A 14,504-nucleotide genomic window follows, 5' to 3' on the forward strand; every position below is an offset into this window, starting at 1 on the left:
GATGAGCATTCCGCCTCCCGCCCAGATCGCCAAGCCGCAGCTCGAGCGCATCCTCGATGCGCTGCGCCGCGGCGACAAGCCGATGCTCTCCGGCGTGCCGGACGGTTTCGATTCCGTCGTGCTCGCCGACCTGACGCGCGCCCGCGCCAAGAAGGCGGAAGGGACGGCGATGCTCGTCTTCGTCACCCGCGACGGCCAGCGCCTGCAGGTGATCGAGAATGCGCTGCAATTCGTCGCGCCCGATCTCGAGGTGATGAGCTTCCCGGCCTGGGACTGCCAGCCCTATGACCGGGTCTCGCCGGCGCCCTCCATCGTCGCGCACCGGATGACGACGCTGTCGCGGCTCGCCAAGACCAAGTCGGGCGAGCGGCCGCGCCTCTTGTTGACCACCGTCAACGCCGCGCTCCAGCGCGTGCCGGCCTTCTCAAAGGTTGCTTCCGAGAGCTTCTCGGCGGCGCCGGGCAACATGGTCGACACCGAGGAGCTGGCACGCTGGCTCGACGTCAACGGATATCTTCGGACCTCGACCGTGCGCGAGACCGGCGAGTTCGCCGTGCGCGGCGGCATCGTCGATCTCTACCCGCCGGGCATGCCGGCGCCGATCCGGCTCGATTTCTTCGGCGACACGCTGGAATCGATCCGCACCTTCGATCCGGAGACGCAGCGCACCACTGGGCAGTTGCGGGGCCTGGACCTCGTGCCGATGTCCGAGGCGCAGATGACGAGCGACTCGATCCGTCGCTTCCGCCAGTCCTATATCGCGACCTTCGGCACGCCGGGGCGCGACGACACGCTGTACGAGGCGGTGAGCGAGGGCAGGCGCCCGGCCGGCCTCGAGCACTGGCTGCCGCTGCTGGCCGAGAAGCTCGACACGCTCTTCACCTATCTGCCGGACGTGCCGATCGTTCTCGATCATCATGTCGATGATGCGGTCGGCGAGCGCATCAGCCTGATCAAGGACTATTACGACGCCCGCAAGAGCGCGCTCGACCAGCCTTCGCCGGGCTCGATCCCCTACAAGCCGCTGCTGCCGGAGGCGCTCTATCTCTCGCCGGCCGATTGGCGCGGCATCGTCGGCGAGGCCGGTGTCGCCTCGCTGACGCCATTCCAGCTGCCCGAGAGCGAGGGCAAGCTCGTCGTCGATCTCGGCGGCAAGCAGGGCCGCAGCTTCGCCGCCGAGCGCGCCGACAATTCCGGCAGCGTCTTCGACGCGGCCGTCGCGCATGTGAAGGCGCTGGAAGCCGATGGGCGGCGCGTCATCCTCGCCGGCTGGTCGGAAGGCTCGCGCGAGCGCCTCGCCCATGTCCTCGCCGATCACGGCCTGAAGTCCGTGCAGATGACCGGCTCGCTGCGCGCCGCCTTCGACCTCAAGCCCGGCACCACGGCGCTGGCGGTCTGGGGCTTCGAGACCGGCTTCGAGGCCGGACGGCTCGCGGTCATCGGCGAGCAGGACATTCTCGGCGACCGGCTGGTGCGCCCGCGCCGCAAGACGCGCCGTCCGCAGGACTTCATCAACGAGCTCTCCTCGCTGACGCCCGGCGACATCGTCGTCCATGTCGACCACGGCATCGGCCGTTTCGTCGGCTTGCAGACGATCACGGCGGCCGGGGCGCCGCATGACTGCCTCGAAATCCACTATGCCGGCGAAGCCAAGCTGTTTCTGCCGGCGGAGAATATCGAGCTGCTTTCGCGCTACGGCTCGGAGGACACCGAGGTCGTGCTCGACCGGCTCGGCGGTGGCGGTTGGCAGGCGCGCAAGGCCAAGCTGAAGCAGCGCATCCGCGAGATGGCGGGCAAGCTGATCCAGATCGCCGCGGCCCGCGCCCTCAAGGAGGCGCCGCGTCTCGTGCCGCAGGACGGGCTCTATGACGAGTTCTGCGCCCGTTTCCCCTATGAGGAGACCGAGGACCAGCAGAATACCATCGACGCCGTGCTCGACGATCTCGCCGCCGGCCGGCCGATGGACCGGCTGGTCTGCGGCGATGTCGGCTTCGGCAAGACCGAGGTCGCGCTGCGCGCCGCCTTCACGGCCGCGCTCGCCGGCAAGCAGGTCGCGGTGGTGGTGCCGACGACGCTGCTGGCGCGCCAGCATTATCGCAACTTCGCCGAGCGCTTCGCCGGGCTCCCGGTCAAGGTCGGCCAGGCCTCGCGCTTCGTGCCGGCGGCCGAACTCAAGGCGGTGAAGCAGGGTATCACCGACGGCACCATGGACATCACGGTCGGTACCCATGCACTGCTCGGCAAGGGCGTCGACTTCAAGGATCTCGGCCTTGTCATCGTCGACGAGGAGCAGCATTTCGGCGTCGCCCACAAGGAGAAGCTGAAAGAGCTGCGGGCCGAGGTGCACATGCTGACCTTGTCGGCGACGCCGATCCCGCGCACGCTCCAGCTCGCCATGACCGGTGTGCGCGAGCTCTCGATCATCGCGACGCCGCCGGTCGACCGGCTGGCCGTGCGCACCTTCGTCACGCCCTTCGACCCGCTGATCGTGCGCGAGGCGCTGCTGCGCGAACGCTATCGCGGCGGGCGCTCATTCTATGTCGTGCCCCGGATCGAGGACATCGCCGAGGTCAAGGACTTCCTCGACAAGCAGGTGCCGGAGTGCAAGGTCGGCATCGCCCATGGCCAGATGGCGGCGGGCACGCTGGAAGACGTGATGACCGCCTTCTACGAGGGCCAGTACGACATCCTGCTCTCGACCACGATCGTGGAATCCGGGCTCGACATCCCGACCGCCAACACCCTGATCGTGCACCGCGCCGACATGTTCGGCCTTGCCCAGCTCTACCAGCTGCGTGGCCGCGTCGGCCGCTCGAAGATTCGGGCCTATGCGCTGTTCACCGTGCCGGCCAACCGCAAGCTCACCGATCAGGCCGACAAGCGCCTGAAGGTGCTGCAGTCGCTCGACACGCTGGGCGCCGGCTTCCAGCTCGCCAGCCACGACCTCGACATCCGGGGTGCCGGCAACCTGCTCGGCGACGAGCAGTCCGGCCATATCAAGGAGGTCGGCTACGAGCTCTACCAGCAGATGCTGGAAGAGGCGGTTGCGGCGCTCAAGGCCGGCGTCGAGATCGAAAGCGATGCGCACTGGTCGCCATCGATCCAGATCGGCGCACCGGTGATGATCCCCGAGCACTATATCAGCGATCTGACGCTGCGGCTGACGCTCTACAAGCGCCTCTCGACAATGGACGACGACGCCGAATTGCAGTCCTTCGGTGCCGAGCTGGTCGACCGCTTCGGCCCGCTGCCGGAAGAGGTGCAGCAACTGCTCGAGATCGTGGCGATCAAGTCGCTGTGCAAGCGTGCCAATGTCGAGAAGGTCGAGGCCGGGCCGAAGGGCATCATCATCGCTTTCCGCGACAATGAGTTCGCCAATCCGGAAGGGCTCGTCTCCTATGTCGCGAAGCAGGGTTCGCTCGCCAAGGTGCGCCCGGACATGCGCGTCGTCTTCATCGACGATTTCGCGACGGCGGAGCAGCGCCTGAAGGGCACGCGCCGGCTGCTCGCCGATCTCGCGCGCATCGCCGAACGCAAGAAGGCGGCATAGAGAGCGTTTTCGAGCAGTAGGCACCGGTTCGTGTGAAGAAGCCGCGATAAGAGGCCGATGCTCGCGACCGGCGACCAGCCCGTCTGTTCCCCGGCCGGCTGGTCAGGCTGTCTTGCGGCGCAAGACCCGGACCGTTCCGGGCGCCTGCGCGATGACATCGACGATCGCAATGTCCGGCCGCTCGATTGCGAGCGCGGCCGGGGGCTCGTTGCCGCGACGCACGAAGACGAGGCTAGAGAGCGCCTTGTGCCCACCCAGGCGCGAGCGGGCCAAGGCCGGCTCCATCGCCGCCGGAACGACGAGATGGACCATCCGGCCCCCCTCGAGGCAGGCATGCAGGTCCTCGAGCATGAACAGGCCGAGCGGCAGCAATTCGACGCCGGTTAGGAGCGCTATGCCCGGACCGGTCGCCAGCGCCGCAAGGTCGGCGCCGACCAGGGTGGTGATGATGCGCGACGAGGCGAGGGGCTTCAGTACGCGCGAGATTTCCAGCGCCTTGGCGAGGACGTCCTTCTCCTGAACCGCGAAGGGGCCACTGAAGTCGCCGTCGTCGACGACGCTGATCGCCGCGCGTGCCGTGGCGGCGACGGCCGGCTGGGCCGCGCCATGGCCGAGGAGCTGGTCGAGCGCCGCGACGCCGTCGGGCACATCGGTGCCGAAGCCGCCGATGAAACGCATCCCGAAGGCCCTTGCGGCCACGTCGCGCAGCAGGAGCAGCGGCCGCAAGGTGCCGATCCGGCCGACGCCGAGCGCCATCACCGCGCCGGATCGCTCGATCATGCCGAGAAGCGCGGCCTCGTCGGCATGGGGCGGTAGCGGCATCGGCGACAAACCGGCGCGCAGGCAGGCGAGGATCGAGATCAGCGCCTCCGGTCCGAGCGGCGCGAGAATCGCGACACGCGCCGCCGGCTGCGGCCGTGCCAGGGTCAGAAGCCCTGCCAGCCGCTCGACCCGGGCATCGAGCTCGGCAAAGCCGAAGGCACCAGGAGCGACGCCGCTCCAGTCACGCCGGCCCGGCGGGTCGCGAAAGGCCGGCTCATAGCCTCGCTTGGCGGCGAGGGCCTTAAGCAGCTCGTCGAAATCGAGGCCCTCGACCAAAGCAGCGATGGAAATCTCATCCTGTTCAGGCCGCATGCGCCGGCCTCAATTCGCCGGCGCCGGCGCCGCGGGGACCCGGGCGAGCGACTCGTTGGAGAAGAAATAGCGCGGCCGCCTCTGCGGCAGCAGGATATTGCGCGAGCGCGCCAGCCAGGTTTCCGGGAGGTAGTACAGCGGTACCGCATAGAACCCCGACAGCAGCAGCCGGTCGAGTGTGCGCACCGAGGCGACGAAGTCCTCGCGCGAGGTCGCGGCAAGAAGCCGCTGCAGAGTCGCGTCTACGGCTGGCGAGCGCACGCCGGCATAGTTCAGCGCGCCTTTGCGTCCGGCATTGGCCGAATGCCAGCGCCCGACCTGCTCATTACCGGGCGAGGCGGAAGCCGGCCAGGTCCACTGGATCATGTCGAAATCGAAGGCGGAGAGGCGGCGCCAGTATTGAACGTCGTCGATCAGGCGGACGGATACGGCGATGCCGAGCCGGGAGAGCGATGAGGCATAGTTCAGTGCGAGGCGCTCCTGCGGCCGGTTGGTCACCGTGATCTCGAAGCCGAAGGGGGTGTTGTCGCCGCGTTTGCGCAATTCGCCGTCGCGCAATTCGTAGCCGGCGGCCTCGAGCAGGTCGAGCGCGCGCCGTGCCTGATCGCGATCCCGGCCCGAGCCATCGGTCGCGGAGGGGACCCAGGTTCCGGCCAGGATGTCCTGGCGCACGGCGCCCGGGAAGGCGGCGAGCAGCGCCTTCTCCCGCTCGTCTGCAGGGACGCCGAGCGCCGAGAGCTCGGAATCGGCGAAGAAGCTGCCGGCCCGCCGATAGACCCCGTAGAACAGGTTGCGATTGGCCCATTCGAAATCGAACAGGATCGCCAGTGCCTCGCGGACCCGGATATCGGCGAAGGCCGGCCGGCGGGTGTTGAAGACCAGCCCGGTCATGCCCTTCGGCGTTTCGAAGCGCAGCGTATCGCGAACGATCCGGCCGTCGCGCACCGCCGGCACATCATAGCCGGTCATCCAGCGCGTCGGGTCGCCTTCCAGGCGAACGTCATAAAGTCCTGCCTTAAAGGCCTCGAACAAGGCGTTTGAATCACGATAGAAATCGTAGCGGATCTCGTCGGCGTTGAAGAGCCCTCGGGTGAGGGGATGCTCTTCGGCCCAGAAATCCGTGCGGCGCTTCAGCACCAGAATCTCGCCGGGTTTGACCTCCTCGACCCGGTAGGGACCGGAGCCGAGCGCCGGCTTGAAGCTGGTTTCGCCGAATTTCTCCGGATCGGTCGCATGTTTGGCGAAGATCGGCATAGTGCCGATGATGAGCGGCAATTCCCGGTTGGAGCCGTCGCCTAGCTCGAAGACGACCGTGCCTGGCGAAGGCGCTTCGGCCTTGGTCACTTTGGCGAGGCTGGAGCGGTGAAACGGCTTGCCCTTGGTCTTCAGCATCTCATAGGTGAACAGGACATCCGCTGCCGTCACCGGCTGCCCGTCCGAGAAACGTGCTCGGGGATCGATCTCGAATAGCAGGCGCGTGCGCTCTGGATTGAGCTCGACCCGGCTGGCGAGCAGGCCATAGGCGGTGAAGGGCTCATCGGCCGAGCGGAAGAGCAGGCTCTGCTGGACATAGCGCGGCACGGCATCCGGCGCGACGCCGAGCACCACCAGCGGATTCAGGCTGTCGAAGGTGCCCTGCTGGCCGAAGATGATTCGGCCGCCCTTGGGGGCCGCAGGGTCGGCATAGGGCAGATGCGCAAAGCCCTTGGGCAAAGCGGGCTCGCCATGCATGGCGATGGCATGGTCGCTTCCCGCCGCGGCGGCGCGCGGCGCCATCGAGAACAGCGCGATCGAGGCCACGCCCGCGAGGACGAGTCCGAAAACGCTGCGCTGGAGCGCGGATGCGACGATATTCCGGAACATGAGCGGCCCTGATTCCCTGCCGGACCATAGCATGGGGGCCAAGCCGAAGATGAGACGCAAATCATCGGGAGAAACTTACGCTGCGGCGGCTGTTCGGGCTGGAAACCGGTGGCAGAACTCGCTAGACGCAAGCTGAGGCGTCATTCTAACGCCTTAATCGCGCTTGATGTGCTCATGCCGCTCCCGGCTCCGGCACCATGCCGGTTGAGCTTTCGGTGTTGCGCGCGGCCAGTTGGTGGCGCTTCCCCAGTTTGCACGTTCGAGGAACTTCAGATGTCCGCTTCGTCTTGCCTGCCCCTGCACCAGGGCGCCACCGCGAAGAGCACGATCCGCGGCCTCGCGCTCGTGCTGGGCGCGGCCGTCGCTCTCGCCCCCTTCTCCGCCCTTGCCCAGGCGCAGCGTCCTGCCGCCAAGCCACCGGCGGCTCAGCAGCAACAGCAGCCGGCCCAGGGCCAGGCCGCCCAGAACGGCCCGACCGTCGTGCAGGTCAAGCCCGAGCCCTCGCAGACGACCTGGACCAAGGTCTGCGGCAAGGACCCGGCCGCCAACAAGGAAATCTGCTACACCACCCGTGATTTCGTCTCGGATCAGGGCCAGCCGGTGCTCGCCGTCGCCGTGTATGACGTCAAGGGCGACCCGAACAAGATCGTGCGCTTCCTGATGCCGCTCGGCCTGCTGATCCAGCCCGGCATCCGCTTCGGCGTCGACACCGCCCAGCCGAGCCCCGGCCGCTTCGCGATCTGCTTCCCGAATGGCTGCTTCGCCGAGGCGCAGGTCAAGGACGATTTCCTCAACCAGATGAAGAAGGGCTCGAATCTCAACATCAGCGTCCAGAACCAGGGCGCTCGCGAGGTTTCGTTCTCGATCCCGCTGACGGATTTCGCCAAGGGCTTCGACGGCGCGCCGATCGATCCCAAGGTGCTCGAGGAGCAGCAGAAGCAGCTGCAGGACGAGCTGGCCAAGCGCCAGGACGAGCTGCGCAAGCGCCTCGGAGGCAGCGGCGCCAGCGCGGCTCCGGGCACCCCCGGTGCGCCGGCGGCGCCGGGCGCCGGGACCATGCCCGCGCCCGGCGCGACGCCGGCCCCGAAGCCCTGATCGCGCGTCACGCGCCCAATTCCGACGCCGGACCGAAAGGTCCGGCGTTTTTCGTTCCGGGGATGGTCGGACGGCGCGGGCTCAGTCCGGGCCGGCGCGCTCGGCCTGCTTGACCTGCTGCCAGAGCGCCTCCAGCTCGTCGAGCGAGGCCTCGGCGGGCTTGCGCCCATCCTCGGCCAGGCGCGCTTCGATTCCGGCGAAGCGCCGTTCGAACTTGGTGCTGGCCGCGGCGAGGCAGGCCTCCGGATCGATATCGACATGGCGGGCGAGATTGGCGACGACGAAGAGCAGGTCGCCGATCTCCTCGGCGATGGCGGCCTTGTCGTCGCCTTCCAGAGCTTCGGCGATCTCGTCGGTCTCCTCCCGGATCTTGTCGAGCACGAGCCGGGCATCCTTCCAGTCGAAGCCGACCGTCGAGGCTCTCGCCTGCAGCTTCCAGGCGCGGGTGAGGGCCGGCAGGGTGGTCGGAATCCCGGCCAGGACGCTTTGCTCCTCCGCCGGTGCGGGCAGCCCGGCCGCTTGCCGCGCCGCCGCCTTGTCGGCCCGCTCCTGCGCCTTGATCTGGCCCCAGAGCTGCTTGACCTCCGCCGGAGAGAGGTCGCGCGCATCGCCGAAGACATGCGGGTGACGCCGGATCAGCTTGCCGGTGATCGCCTCGACGACATCGGGAAAGGCGAAGGCGCCGGCTTCCTCCGCCATGCGGGCATGGAAGGCCACCTGGAGCAGAAGGTCGCCGAGCTCGTCCTTGAGATCGACGAGATCGCCACGGGCAATGGCGTCGGCGACTTCATGGGCCTCCTCGATCGTATACGGAGCGATCGAGGCGAAGTCCTGTTCGAGATCCCAGGGGCAGCCGGTTCCCGGCGTGCGCAGGGCGGCCATGATCTCGATCAGGCGGGCGATATCGCGATCGGGCTTCAACGCTGCAATTCTCCTTGGGCTGCGCTACCGTCCTCCCATGATTCAAGTGACACCGTCCATTGCGATCGACGAGAGCCTGATCGAGGAGAGCTTCGTGCGCGCCTCGGGGCCGGGCGGGCAGAACGTCAACAAGGTCTCCTCGGCGGTCCAGCTGCGCTTCAACAGCGCGGCGGCCGATCTTCCGGACCATCTGCGCGAGAAGCTGCCGCGCGTCGCCGGGAAGCGCATGACCCAGGACGGCACCATCATCGTCGTGGCGCAGCGCTTTCGCGACCAGCAGCGCAATCGGCAGGACGCGCTCGAACGCCTGCTCGCGATCCTGCGCGAGGCGGCCGAGCGTCAGAAGACCCGCCGGCCGACCAGGGCGACCTATGGCTCGCAGCAGCGCAGGCTCGCATCCAAGGCGAAGCGCAGCCGCGACAAGAGCCTGCGCTCGGGCAAGCCCGGCGATGACTGAGCTTGAGGCCGGCGCGAGACGGGCAGGAAACGCGGGGCAGGGCCGGGCGCCGCGGCCGATCACTCCGACCTATCTGCAAAGAGCGGCGATGCACTACCTCCATCGCTATGCCGCCTCGTCGAGCCAGTTGCAGCGCGTTCTCGAACGCAAGGTCGAGCGCAGCTGCCGCCATCATGGCGGCGAACCGCGTGAATTTTCCGAGATGGTCGCGGAGGCGGTTGCGGCCTGCGTCAGGAGTGGCCTGGTCGACGACCAGCGTTTTGCCGAGGCGAGGGCGCAGACCCTTCGGCGCAAGGGGCGCTCGGCCCGGGCCGTCACGGCCGGGCTCGCGGCCAAGGGTATCGCGCGCGAGATCGTCGCGGCGGCCCTGCCCGACAGCGAGGAGGACGAGCTTGCGGCGGCGCGCATCGCCGCAAGGCGCAAGCGGCTCGGCCCCTGGAGCCGCCCCGGCTCGGAACCGGATCGCCAGAAGCAGCTTGCCGCACTGGCGCGCGCCGGCTTCAGCATGAAAATCGCCCGCGCCGTGATCGACAGCGCGGGCGACATCTAGGCCCGTATCGGCCTTGTCTTGAAGCGCTCAGTCCGGCTTGACGTTGGCGTCGGCGACGACCTTGCCCCAGCGCGCGACCTCGGCGTTGACGAAGGCGCCAAAAGCCGGGCCGTAGAGATTCGGGGTTTCCGAGCCGTTCTTCTTCCAGGCTTCGCTGACCATCGGCGCCGCGAGCGCCTTCTTCACCTCCGCCGTCATTTTCTCGACGACCTCCGGCGGCGTGTTCTTCGGCGCCCACATCGCATACCAGGTCGAAACCTCGTAGCCGGGCAGGCCGGCCTCAGCCGCGGTCGGCACGTCGGGGAAGGCGGCGGTGCGCTTGGGCGCAGCGACGGCCAGCGCCCGGAGCTTGCCGCCGGCGATCTGTGCTGCCGAGGAGCCGAGCCCGTCGAAGGCAAGATCGACCTGGCCGGCGACCAAGTCCTGCATCAGCGGGCCGGCACCGCGATAAGGCACATGGGTGAAATTGGCCTTCGACATCAGCTTGAACAGTTCACCGGCGAGGTGATGCGTCGTGCCGTTGCCGGCCGAGCCGTAATTGAGCTTGTCCGGGTTCTTCCGGCCGAACTCGATCAGCTCCGCCAGCGTCTTGGCCTCGACCTTGCCGGGGTGGACGACCACGACCTGGGGCGGCTGCGCGATGATACCGATCGGGATGAAGTCGGTCTGGATGTTGTAGTCGAGCTTGGGATAGAGCGCCGGCGCGATGGCGTGGTGGGCCGCGCCGATGAAGAAGGTGTAGCCGTCGCCCGCCGCCTTGGATGCGGCCGAGGCGCCGACCGTGCCGCCGGCACCGCCGCGATTGTCGATCAGGATGCGCTGTCCGAGCTGCTGCTCGAGCTGCGCGGCCAGCGGCCGGGCGAAGGCGTCCGTGCCGCCGCCGGCCGGGAAAGGTACGATGAAGCTGACCGGCTTCTGCGGCCAGGCCTGAGCCTGTACCGGCGCCGAGGGCACGAGCTGGACGAGGGCGGCGAGCGCGATCGCGCCGAGCCAACCGGATTTGAGCATTCTGATCCTCCCCAATGGAACGCGGGAGAGGCTCTTTCCGGCCTCGTGCCCGCCTGCAAGCCCGGCAATGGCAGCCGAGCGTTCGCGAGGATTAGGACATCACTGCTGACGAATGGCAAGAGAGCGCCGCCGCGGTTCCGCGACCGCCAGTTCGTCCCAAATCGGGGCTTCAGATCAGGGTGGGCGGCTCGTAGCAGGTGATCGGCGGAAGCTCGCCCTTATGGCGCTCGATCTCGACCAGGCAGGAATGGGCGATCGTCGCCTGTCCGAGCCTGGACGAGCCGCGATCCTGGGTCAGCACGTTCGGATTGCCGTGCTTGTCGAGCGAGCCGACGAGGCCTGGTTCGAGTGGGTCGTACCAGGCGCCCGTCGCCATCTGCACGACGCCTTGCATCACCGCATCGCAGACGACGATGCCGGCGAGACAGGCCCCGCGGTCGTTGAAGACACGCACGATGTCGCCGTCCGACAGACCACGCAAGCGCGCATCCTCGGGATGGATGCGCAGCGGCTCGCGGCCGGCGATCTTGGTCGAACGAGACAGTGCGCCATTGTCGTACTGGCTGTGCAGCTTACTCGCCGGCTGGTTCGAGATGAGATGCAGCGGGAAGCGCTCGGCGAGCGCTGCGCCGAGCCATTCGCGCGGCACGAGCCAGCTCGGATGGCCCGGACAATCGTCATAGCCGAAGCCTGCGATCCTCTCCGAGAACAGCTCGATACGGCCGGAAGGTGTCTTCAGCGGCCGGGCTTGCGGATCGGCGACGAATTCGGCCAGCAGCGGCTTTTGATCCTGCGGCTCGGGGAGGGTGACGATGCCGGCCTGCCAGAAGCTCTCGAAATCCGGCAGTTCCATGCCGTATTCGGCGACGCGCTGGCGCGCCACGGTATAGAAGTGCCTGATCCAGCCCTCCTCGTCGCGGCCTTCGGTGAAGGTCTCGCGCGCGCCGAGGAGGCCGGCGAGATCGGCGAAGATCTCGTAATCGCTGCGCGCTTCGCCGATCGGCGCGCTGATCGGGTGGCAGGCGGCGATCATTCGGTCGCGGGCCGAGCTCGCAATGTCGTTGCGCTCCATGGCGGTGCTGGCCGGCAGCACGATGTCGGCATGGCGGGCCGTCGCATTCCACCAGGATTCGTGGACGATCACCGTCTCCGGCCGGCGCCAGGCCGCGATCAGCCGGTTGATGTCCTGGTGATGATGGAACGGATTGCCGCCGGCCCAGTAGATCAGCCGGATATCGGGATAGCGCCGCTTCTCGCCGTTGAAGTCATAGGGCGCCCCCGGATGCAGCAGCGCATCGGCGATCCGCGCAACCGGAATCGAGTCGGCGATGGCGTTGCTGCCTTGCGGCAGGGTCGGCCAGGAAAACGGATAGACCGCATTGCCCACGCCGTTCGCTGAGGCGTAGCCGAAGCCGAAGCCGCCGCCGGGCAAGCCGATCTGGCCGATCATTGCGGCGAGCGCGATCGCCATCCAATAGGGCTGCTCGCCATGCTCGGCCCGCTGCAGAGACCAGGACATCATGATCATGGTGCGGCGCCGGGCCATCTCGCGCACCAGCGCCCGCATCGTTTCGGCCGGAACGCCGGAAATCGCCTGCGCCCATTCGGGGGTCTTGGGCACGCCATCGTCGGCACCGATAACATAGCCGGCAAATCGTTCGAAGCCGGTCGTGCAGCGCGCCAGGAATTTCTGATCGTGCAGGCCTTCTTCGATCAGTGTGTGGGCGAGCGCGAGCATCAGCGCGACATCGGTGTTGGGCCGTGGCGCGATCCATCTGGCATCGAGCTCGGCCATCGCGTCGTCGCGGATCGGGCTGATGCAGACGAAGGAGGCCCCCTGGTCGCGACAAGCGGTCAGGCCCTCGCGCAATAGATGGCGGCTGATGCCGCCTGAGCCGACCTGCGCGTTCTTGTGCGGGGCGCCGCCGAACATCACGATCAGTTCGGCATGGCCGGCGAGCTGGCCCCAGCTCGTGTGCCCGGCGTCGAGGCCGCGCTTGTCGCCGAGCACATGCGGCAGGATCGCGTCGGCCGCGGCGAAGCTGTAGTTCGAGATTGAGCGGACATAGCCGCCGACCGCGTTCAGGAAGCGATGCACCTGGCTCTGGGCGTGATGGAAGCGGCCGGCGCTCGACCAGCCATAGGAGCCGCCGAAGATCGCGCCATTGCCATGGCTTTCGCGCACCCGCTCGATCTCGCGCGCCACGAGATCGAGTGCCTGCGGCCAGTCGATCTCGACGAAGGGCTCAGCCCCGCGTCCGGCGCCGCCGGCGGTAGCGCCCTTTTCGAGGAAGGAAGCGCGCACCGAGGGCCGCCTGATCCGGCAGCCATCGTCCAGCGCGCCGATCATCGAGGCGCCGAGCGGGGAGGGGTCGGGATCGTGCTCATAGGGTTCGAGCGCGACGGCCGCCCCGTCCTGCATCCGCGCCCGATAGACGCCCCAATGGGTGGTGACGGTCGGCTGCTCGGGCGTGATCAGCATGGCATTGCCTTATTTTCCGTCAGAGGGTGGCGCTCATGCCGAGCTTGCCGGGGTTCATGATCCCGTGCGGGTCGAGCGCCAGCTTCAGCGCCCCCATGACCTCGATGCCATTGCCGTGCTCGCGCCGCAGATATTTCAGCTTTCCGAGGCCGACGCCATGCTCGCCGCTGGCGGTCCCGCCGGATTCCAGGGCGCGCATCACGACGTTCTCGGCCAGGCGCTTGGCCTCGGCGACTTCCTCCTCGGCATCGGGCATGACGAGATAGGAGACGTGGAAATTCCCGTCGCCGACATGGCCGTTGATCTTGAACTTCAGGAAGGAGGCGTCGCCATCGGCCCGGGCCGCGGTCATGTTGTCCGCCAGTGCCGAGATCGGCACGCAGGCGTCGGTCACGAACATCGCCGCACCCGGACGCATGGCGCGCGTCGCCGGGTTGGAATCGTGGCGGGCCTTCCACAGGCGTTCGCGATCCTCGCGTTGCGTGGCCCACTGGAAGCCGCGTCCGCCATTCTCGGCCGCGAGCGCCTCGACGATTTCGGCCTGCTCGCGGATGCCGGCCTCGGTGCCGTGGAATTCGAGGAACAGGGTCGGCGCGACCGCGAGGCTCATCTTGGAGTAGTGGTTCGAGGCCGCGATCGCGATGTCGTCGAGGAACTCGATGCGGGCGATCGGCACGCCGCTCTGGATCGTGGCGATACAGGTGTCGACGGCGCCCTTCAGGCTGTCGAAGGGGCAGACCGCCGCCGAGATCGCGGCCGGCACCGGATGCAGCCGAAGCGTGATCTTGGTCAGCACGCCCAGCGTTCCCTCGGCGCCGACGAAGAGCTTGGTCAGGTCGTAGCCCGTCGAGGATTTGCGCGCCCGGCTTCCGGTGCGCAGCAATTCGCCGTTCGGCAACACCACTTCGAGCGCCAGCACGTTCTCGCGCATGGTGCCGTAGCGCACCGCATTGGTGCCGCTGGCGCGGGTCGAGGCCATGCCGCCGATCGAGGCGTCGGCGCCGGGATCGACCGGGAAGGTCAGCCCCGTCGCGCGCAGATGCTCGTTGAGGGCCTTGCGCGTCACGCCGGGCTCGACCACCACGTCGAAATCGCTCTCATGCACGGCGAGGACGCGGTTCATCCGCGACATGTCGAGGCTGACGCCCCCGGCGACGGCGAGAATCTGGCCCTCCATCGAGCTGCCGACGCCATAGGGCACGATCGGTACGCGCGCCGCCGCGCAGGCCGCGACGACGCGCTGCACTTCGGCGGTCGACTGCACGAAAACCACCGCATCCGGCAGCATGGTCGGCAGATAGGAAAGATCCTCGCCATGGTGTCGGCGGACCGCCTCGGCGGTCGAGATCCGCTCGCCGAAATGCGCGCGCAGGGTTTCGACGACGGCCGCCGTATCGCCATAGCTCATGATCGCAATCCATCTGTCTGCAGGTCCGCCCCCGGC

General features: G+C 67.9%; 10 protein-coding genes. 4 read left to right on the forward strand and 6 right to left on the reverse strand.

Annotated features, from left to right (window positions below):
- Position 1 precedes the first annotated feature (1 nt).
- Positions 2–3,550 carry a transcription-repair coupling factor gene (gene mfd, locus J0J10_RS04040; RefSeq protein ID WP_291645386.1) on the forward strand — a complete coding sequence of 1,183 codons (3,549 nt, stop codon included), beginning with the start codon at positions 2–4 and terminating at the stop codon, positions 3,548–3,550.
- 102 nt (positions 3,551–3,652) lie between these two features.
- Here the strand turns inward: mfd and J0J10_RS04045 are convergent, their stop codons facing one another.
- On the reverse strand, positions 3,653–4,684 hold the full coding sequence (locus J0J10_RS04045) for an AMP-binding protein (protein WP_291641735.1): 1,032 nt from the start codon (positions 4,682–4,684) through the stop codon (positions 3,653–3,655).
- A 9-nt stretch (positions 4,685–4,693) separates the two neighbouring features.
- Positions 4,694–6,547 (reverse strand): extracellular solute-binding protein, encoded by a 1,854-nt coding sequence (locus J0J10_RS04050; RefSeq protein ID WP_291645387.1) that lies wholly within the window; start codon positions 6,545–6,547, stop codon positions 4,694–4,696.
- Between the two features lie 273 nt (positions 6,548–6,820).
- On the opposite strand from J0J10_RS04050, the gene J0J10_RS04055 reads away from it, so the two are divergent.
- The gene (locus tag J0J10_RS04055) at positions 6,821–7,642 is read left to right on the forward strand and encodes an invasion associated locus B family protein (protein ID WP_291641737.1); all 822 of its coding nucleotides are present in this window, start codon (positions 6,821–6,823) and stop codon (positions 7,640–7,642) included.
- A gap of 81 nt (positions 7,643–7,723) precedes the next feature.
- Here the strand turns inward: J0J10_RS04055 and mazG are convergent, their stop codons facing one another.
- Positions 7,724–8,563 (reverse strand): nucleoside triphosphate pyrophosphohydrolase, encoded by an 840-nt coding sequence (gene mazG, locus J0J10_RS04060; RefSeq protein WP_291645388.1) that lies wholly within the window; start codon positions 8,561–8,563, stop codon positions 7,724–7,726.
- Between the two features lie 37 nt (positions 8,564–8,600).
- Here mazG and arfB point away from each other — a divergent pair, with 37 nt between their 5' ends.
- Complete coding sequence (gene arfB / locus J0J10_RS04065) at positions 8,601–9,020, forward strand: alternative ribosome rescue aminoacyl-tRNA hydrolase ArfB (protein ID WP_291642628.1); 420 nt, start codon at positions 8,601–8,603, stop codon at positions 9,018–9,020.
- 88 nt (positions 9,021–9,108) lie between these two features.
- Positions 9,109–9,570 carry a regulatory protein RecX gene (locus J0J10_RS04070; protein ID WP_291645389.1) on the forward strand — a complete coding sequence of 154 codons (462 nt, stop codon included), beginning with the start codon at positions 9,109–9,111 and terminating at the stop codon, positions 9,568–9,570.
- Positions 9,571–9,597: 27 nt separating this feature from the next.
- Here the strand turns inward: J0J10_RS04070 and J0J10_RS04075 are convergent, their stop codons facing one another.
- The 3 genes from J0J10_RS04075 to J0J10_RS04085 all read right to left on the reverse strand — a co-directional run bounded on the left by J0J10_RS04075 (position 9,598) and on the right by J0J10_RS04085 (position 14,468).
- On the reverse strand, positions 9,598–10,578 hold the full coding sequence (locus tag J0J10_RS04075) for a Bug family tripartite tricarboxylate transporter substrate binding protein (protein ID WP_291642624.1): 981 nt from the start codon (positions 10,576–10,578) through the stop codon (positions 9,598–9,600).
- Positions 10,579–10,747: 169 nt separating this feature from the next.
- A complete protein-coding gene (locus J0J10_RS04080; RefSeq protein WP_291645390.1) occupies positions 10,748–13,060 on the reverse strand; it encodes a molybdopterin guanine dinucleotide-containing S/N-oxide reductase in 2,313 nt (770 codons plus the stop codon).
- A gap of 19 nt (positions 13,061–13,079) precedes the next feature.
- Positions 13,080–14,468: an FAD-binding oxidoreductase gene (locus J0J10_RS04085; RefSeq protein WP_291645391.1), complete on the reverse strand. Its 1,389-nt coding sequence runs from the start codon at positions 14,466–14,468 to the stop codon at positions 13,080–13,082.
- Positions 14,469–14,504: the final 36 nt, after the last annotated feature.

The sequence above is a fragment of the Allobosea sp. genome, assembly GCF_017308075.1.
In the GTDB taxonomy this organism is placed as follows: Bacteria; Pseudomonadota; Alphaproteobacteria; order Rhizobiales; family Beijerinckiaceae; genus Allobosea.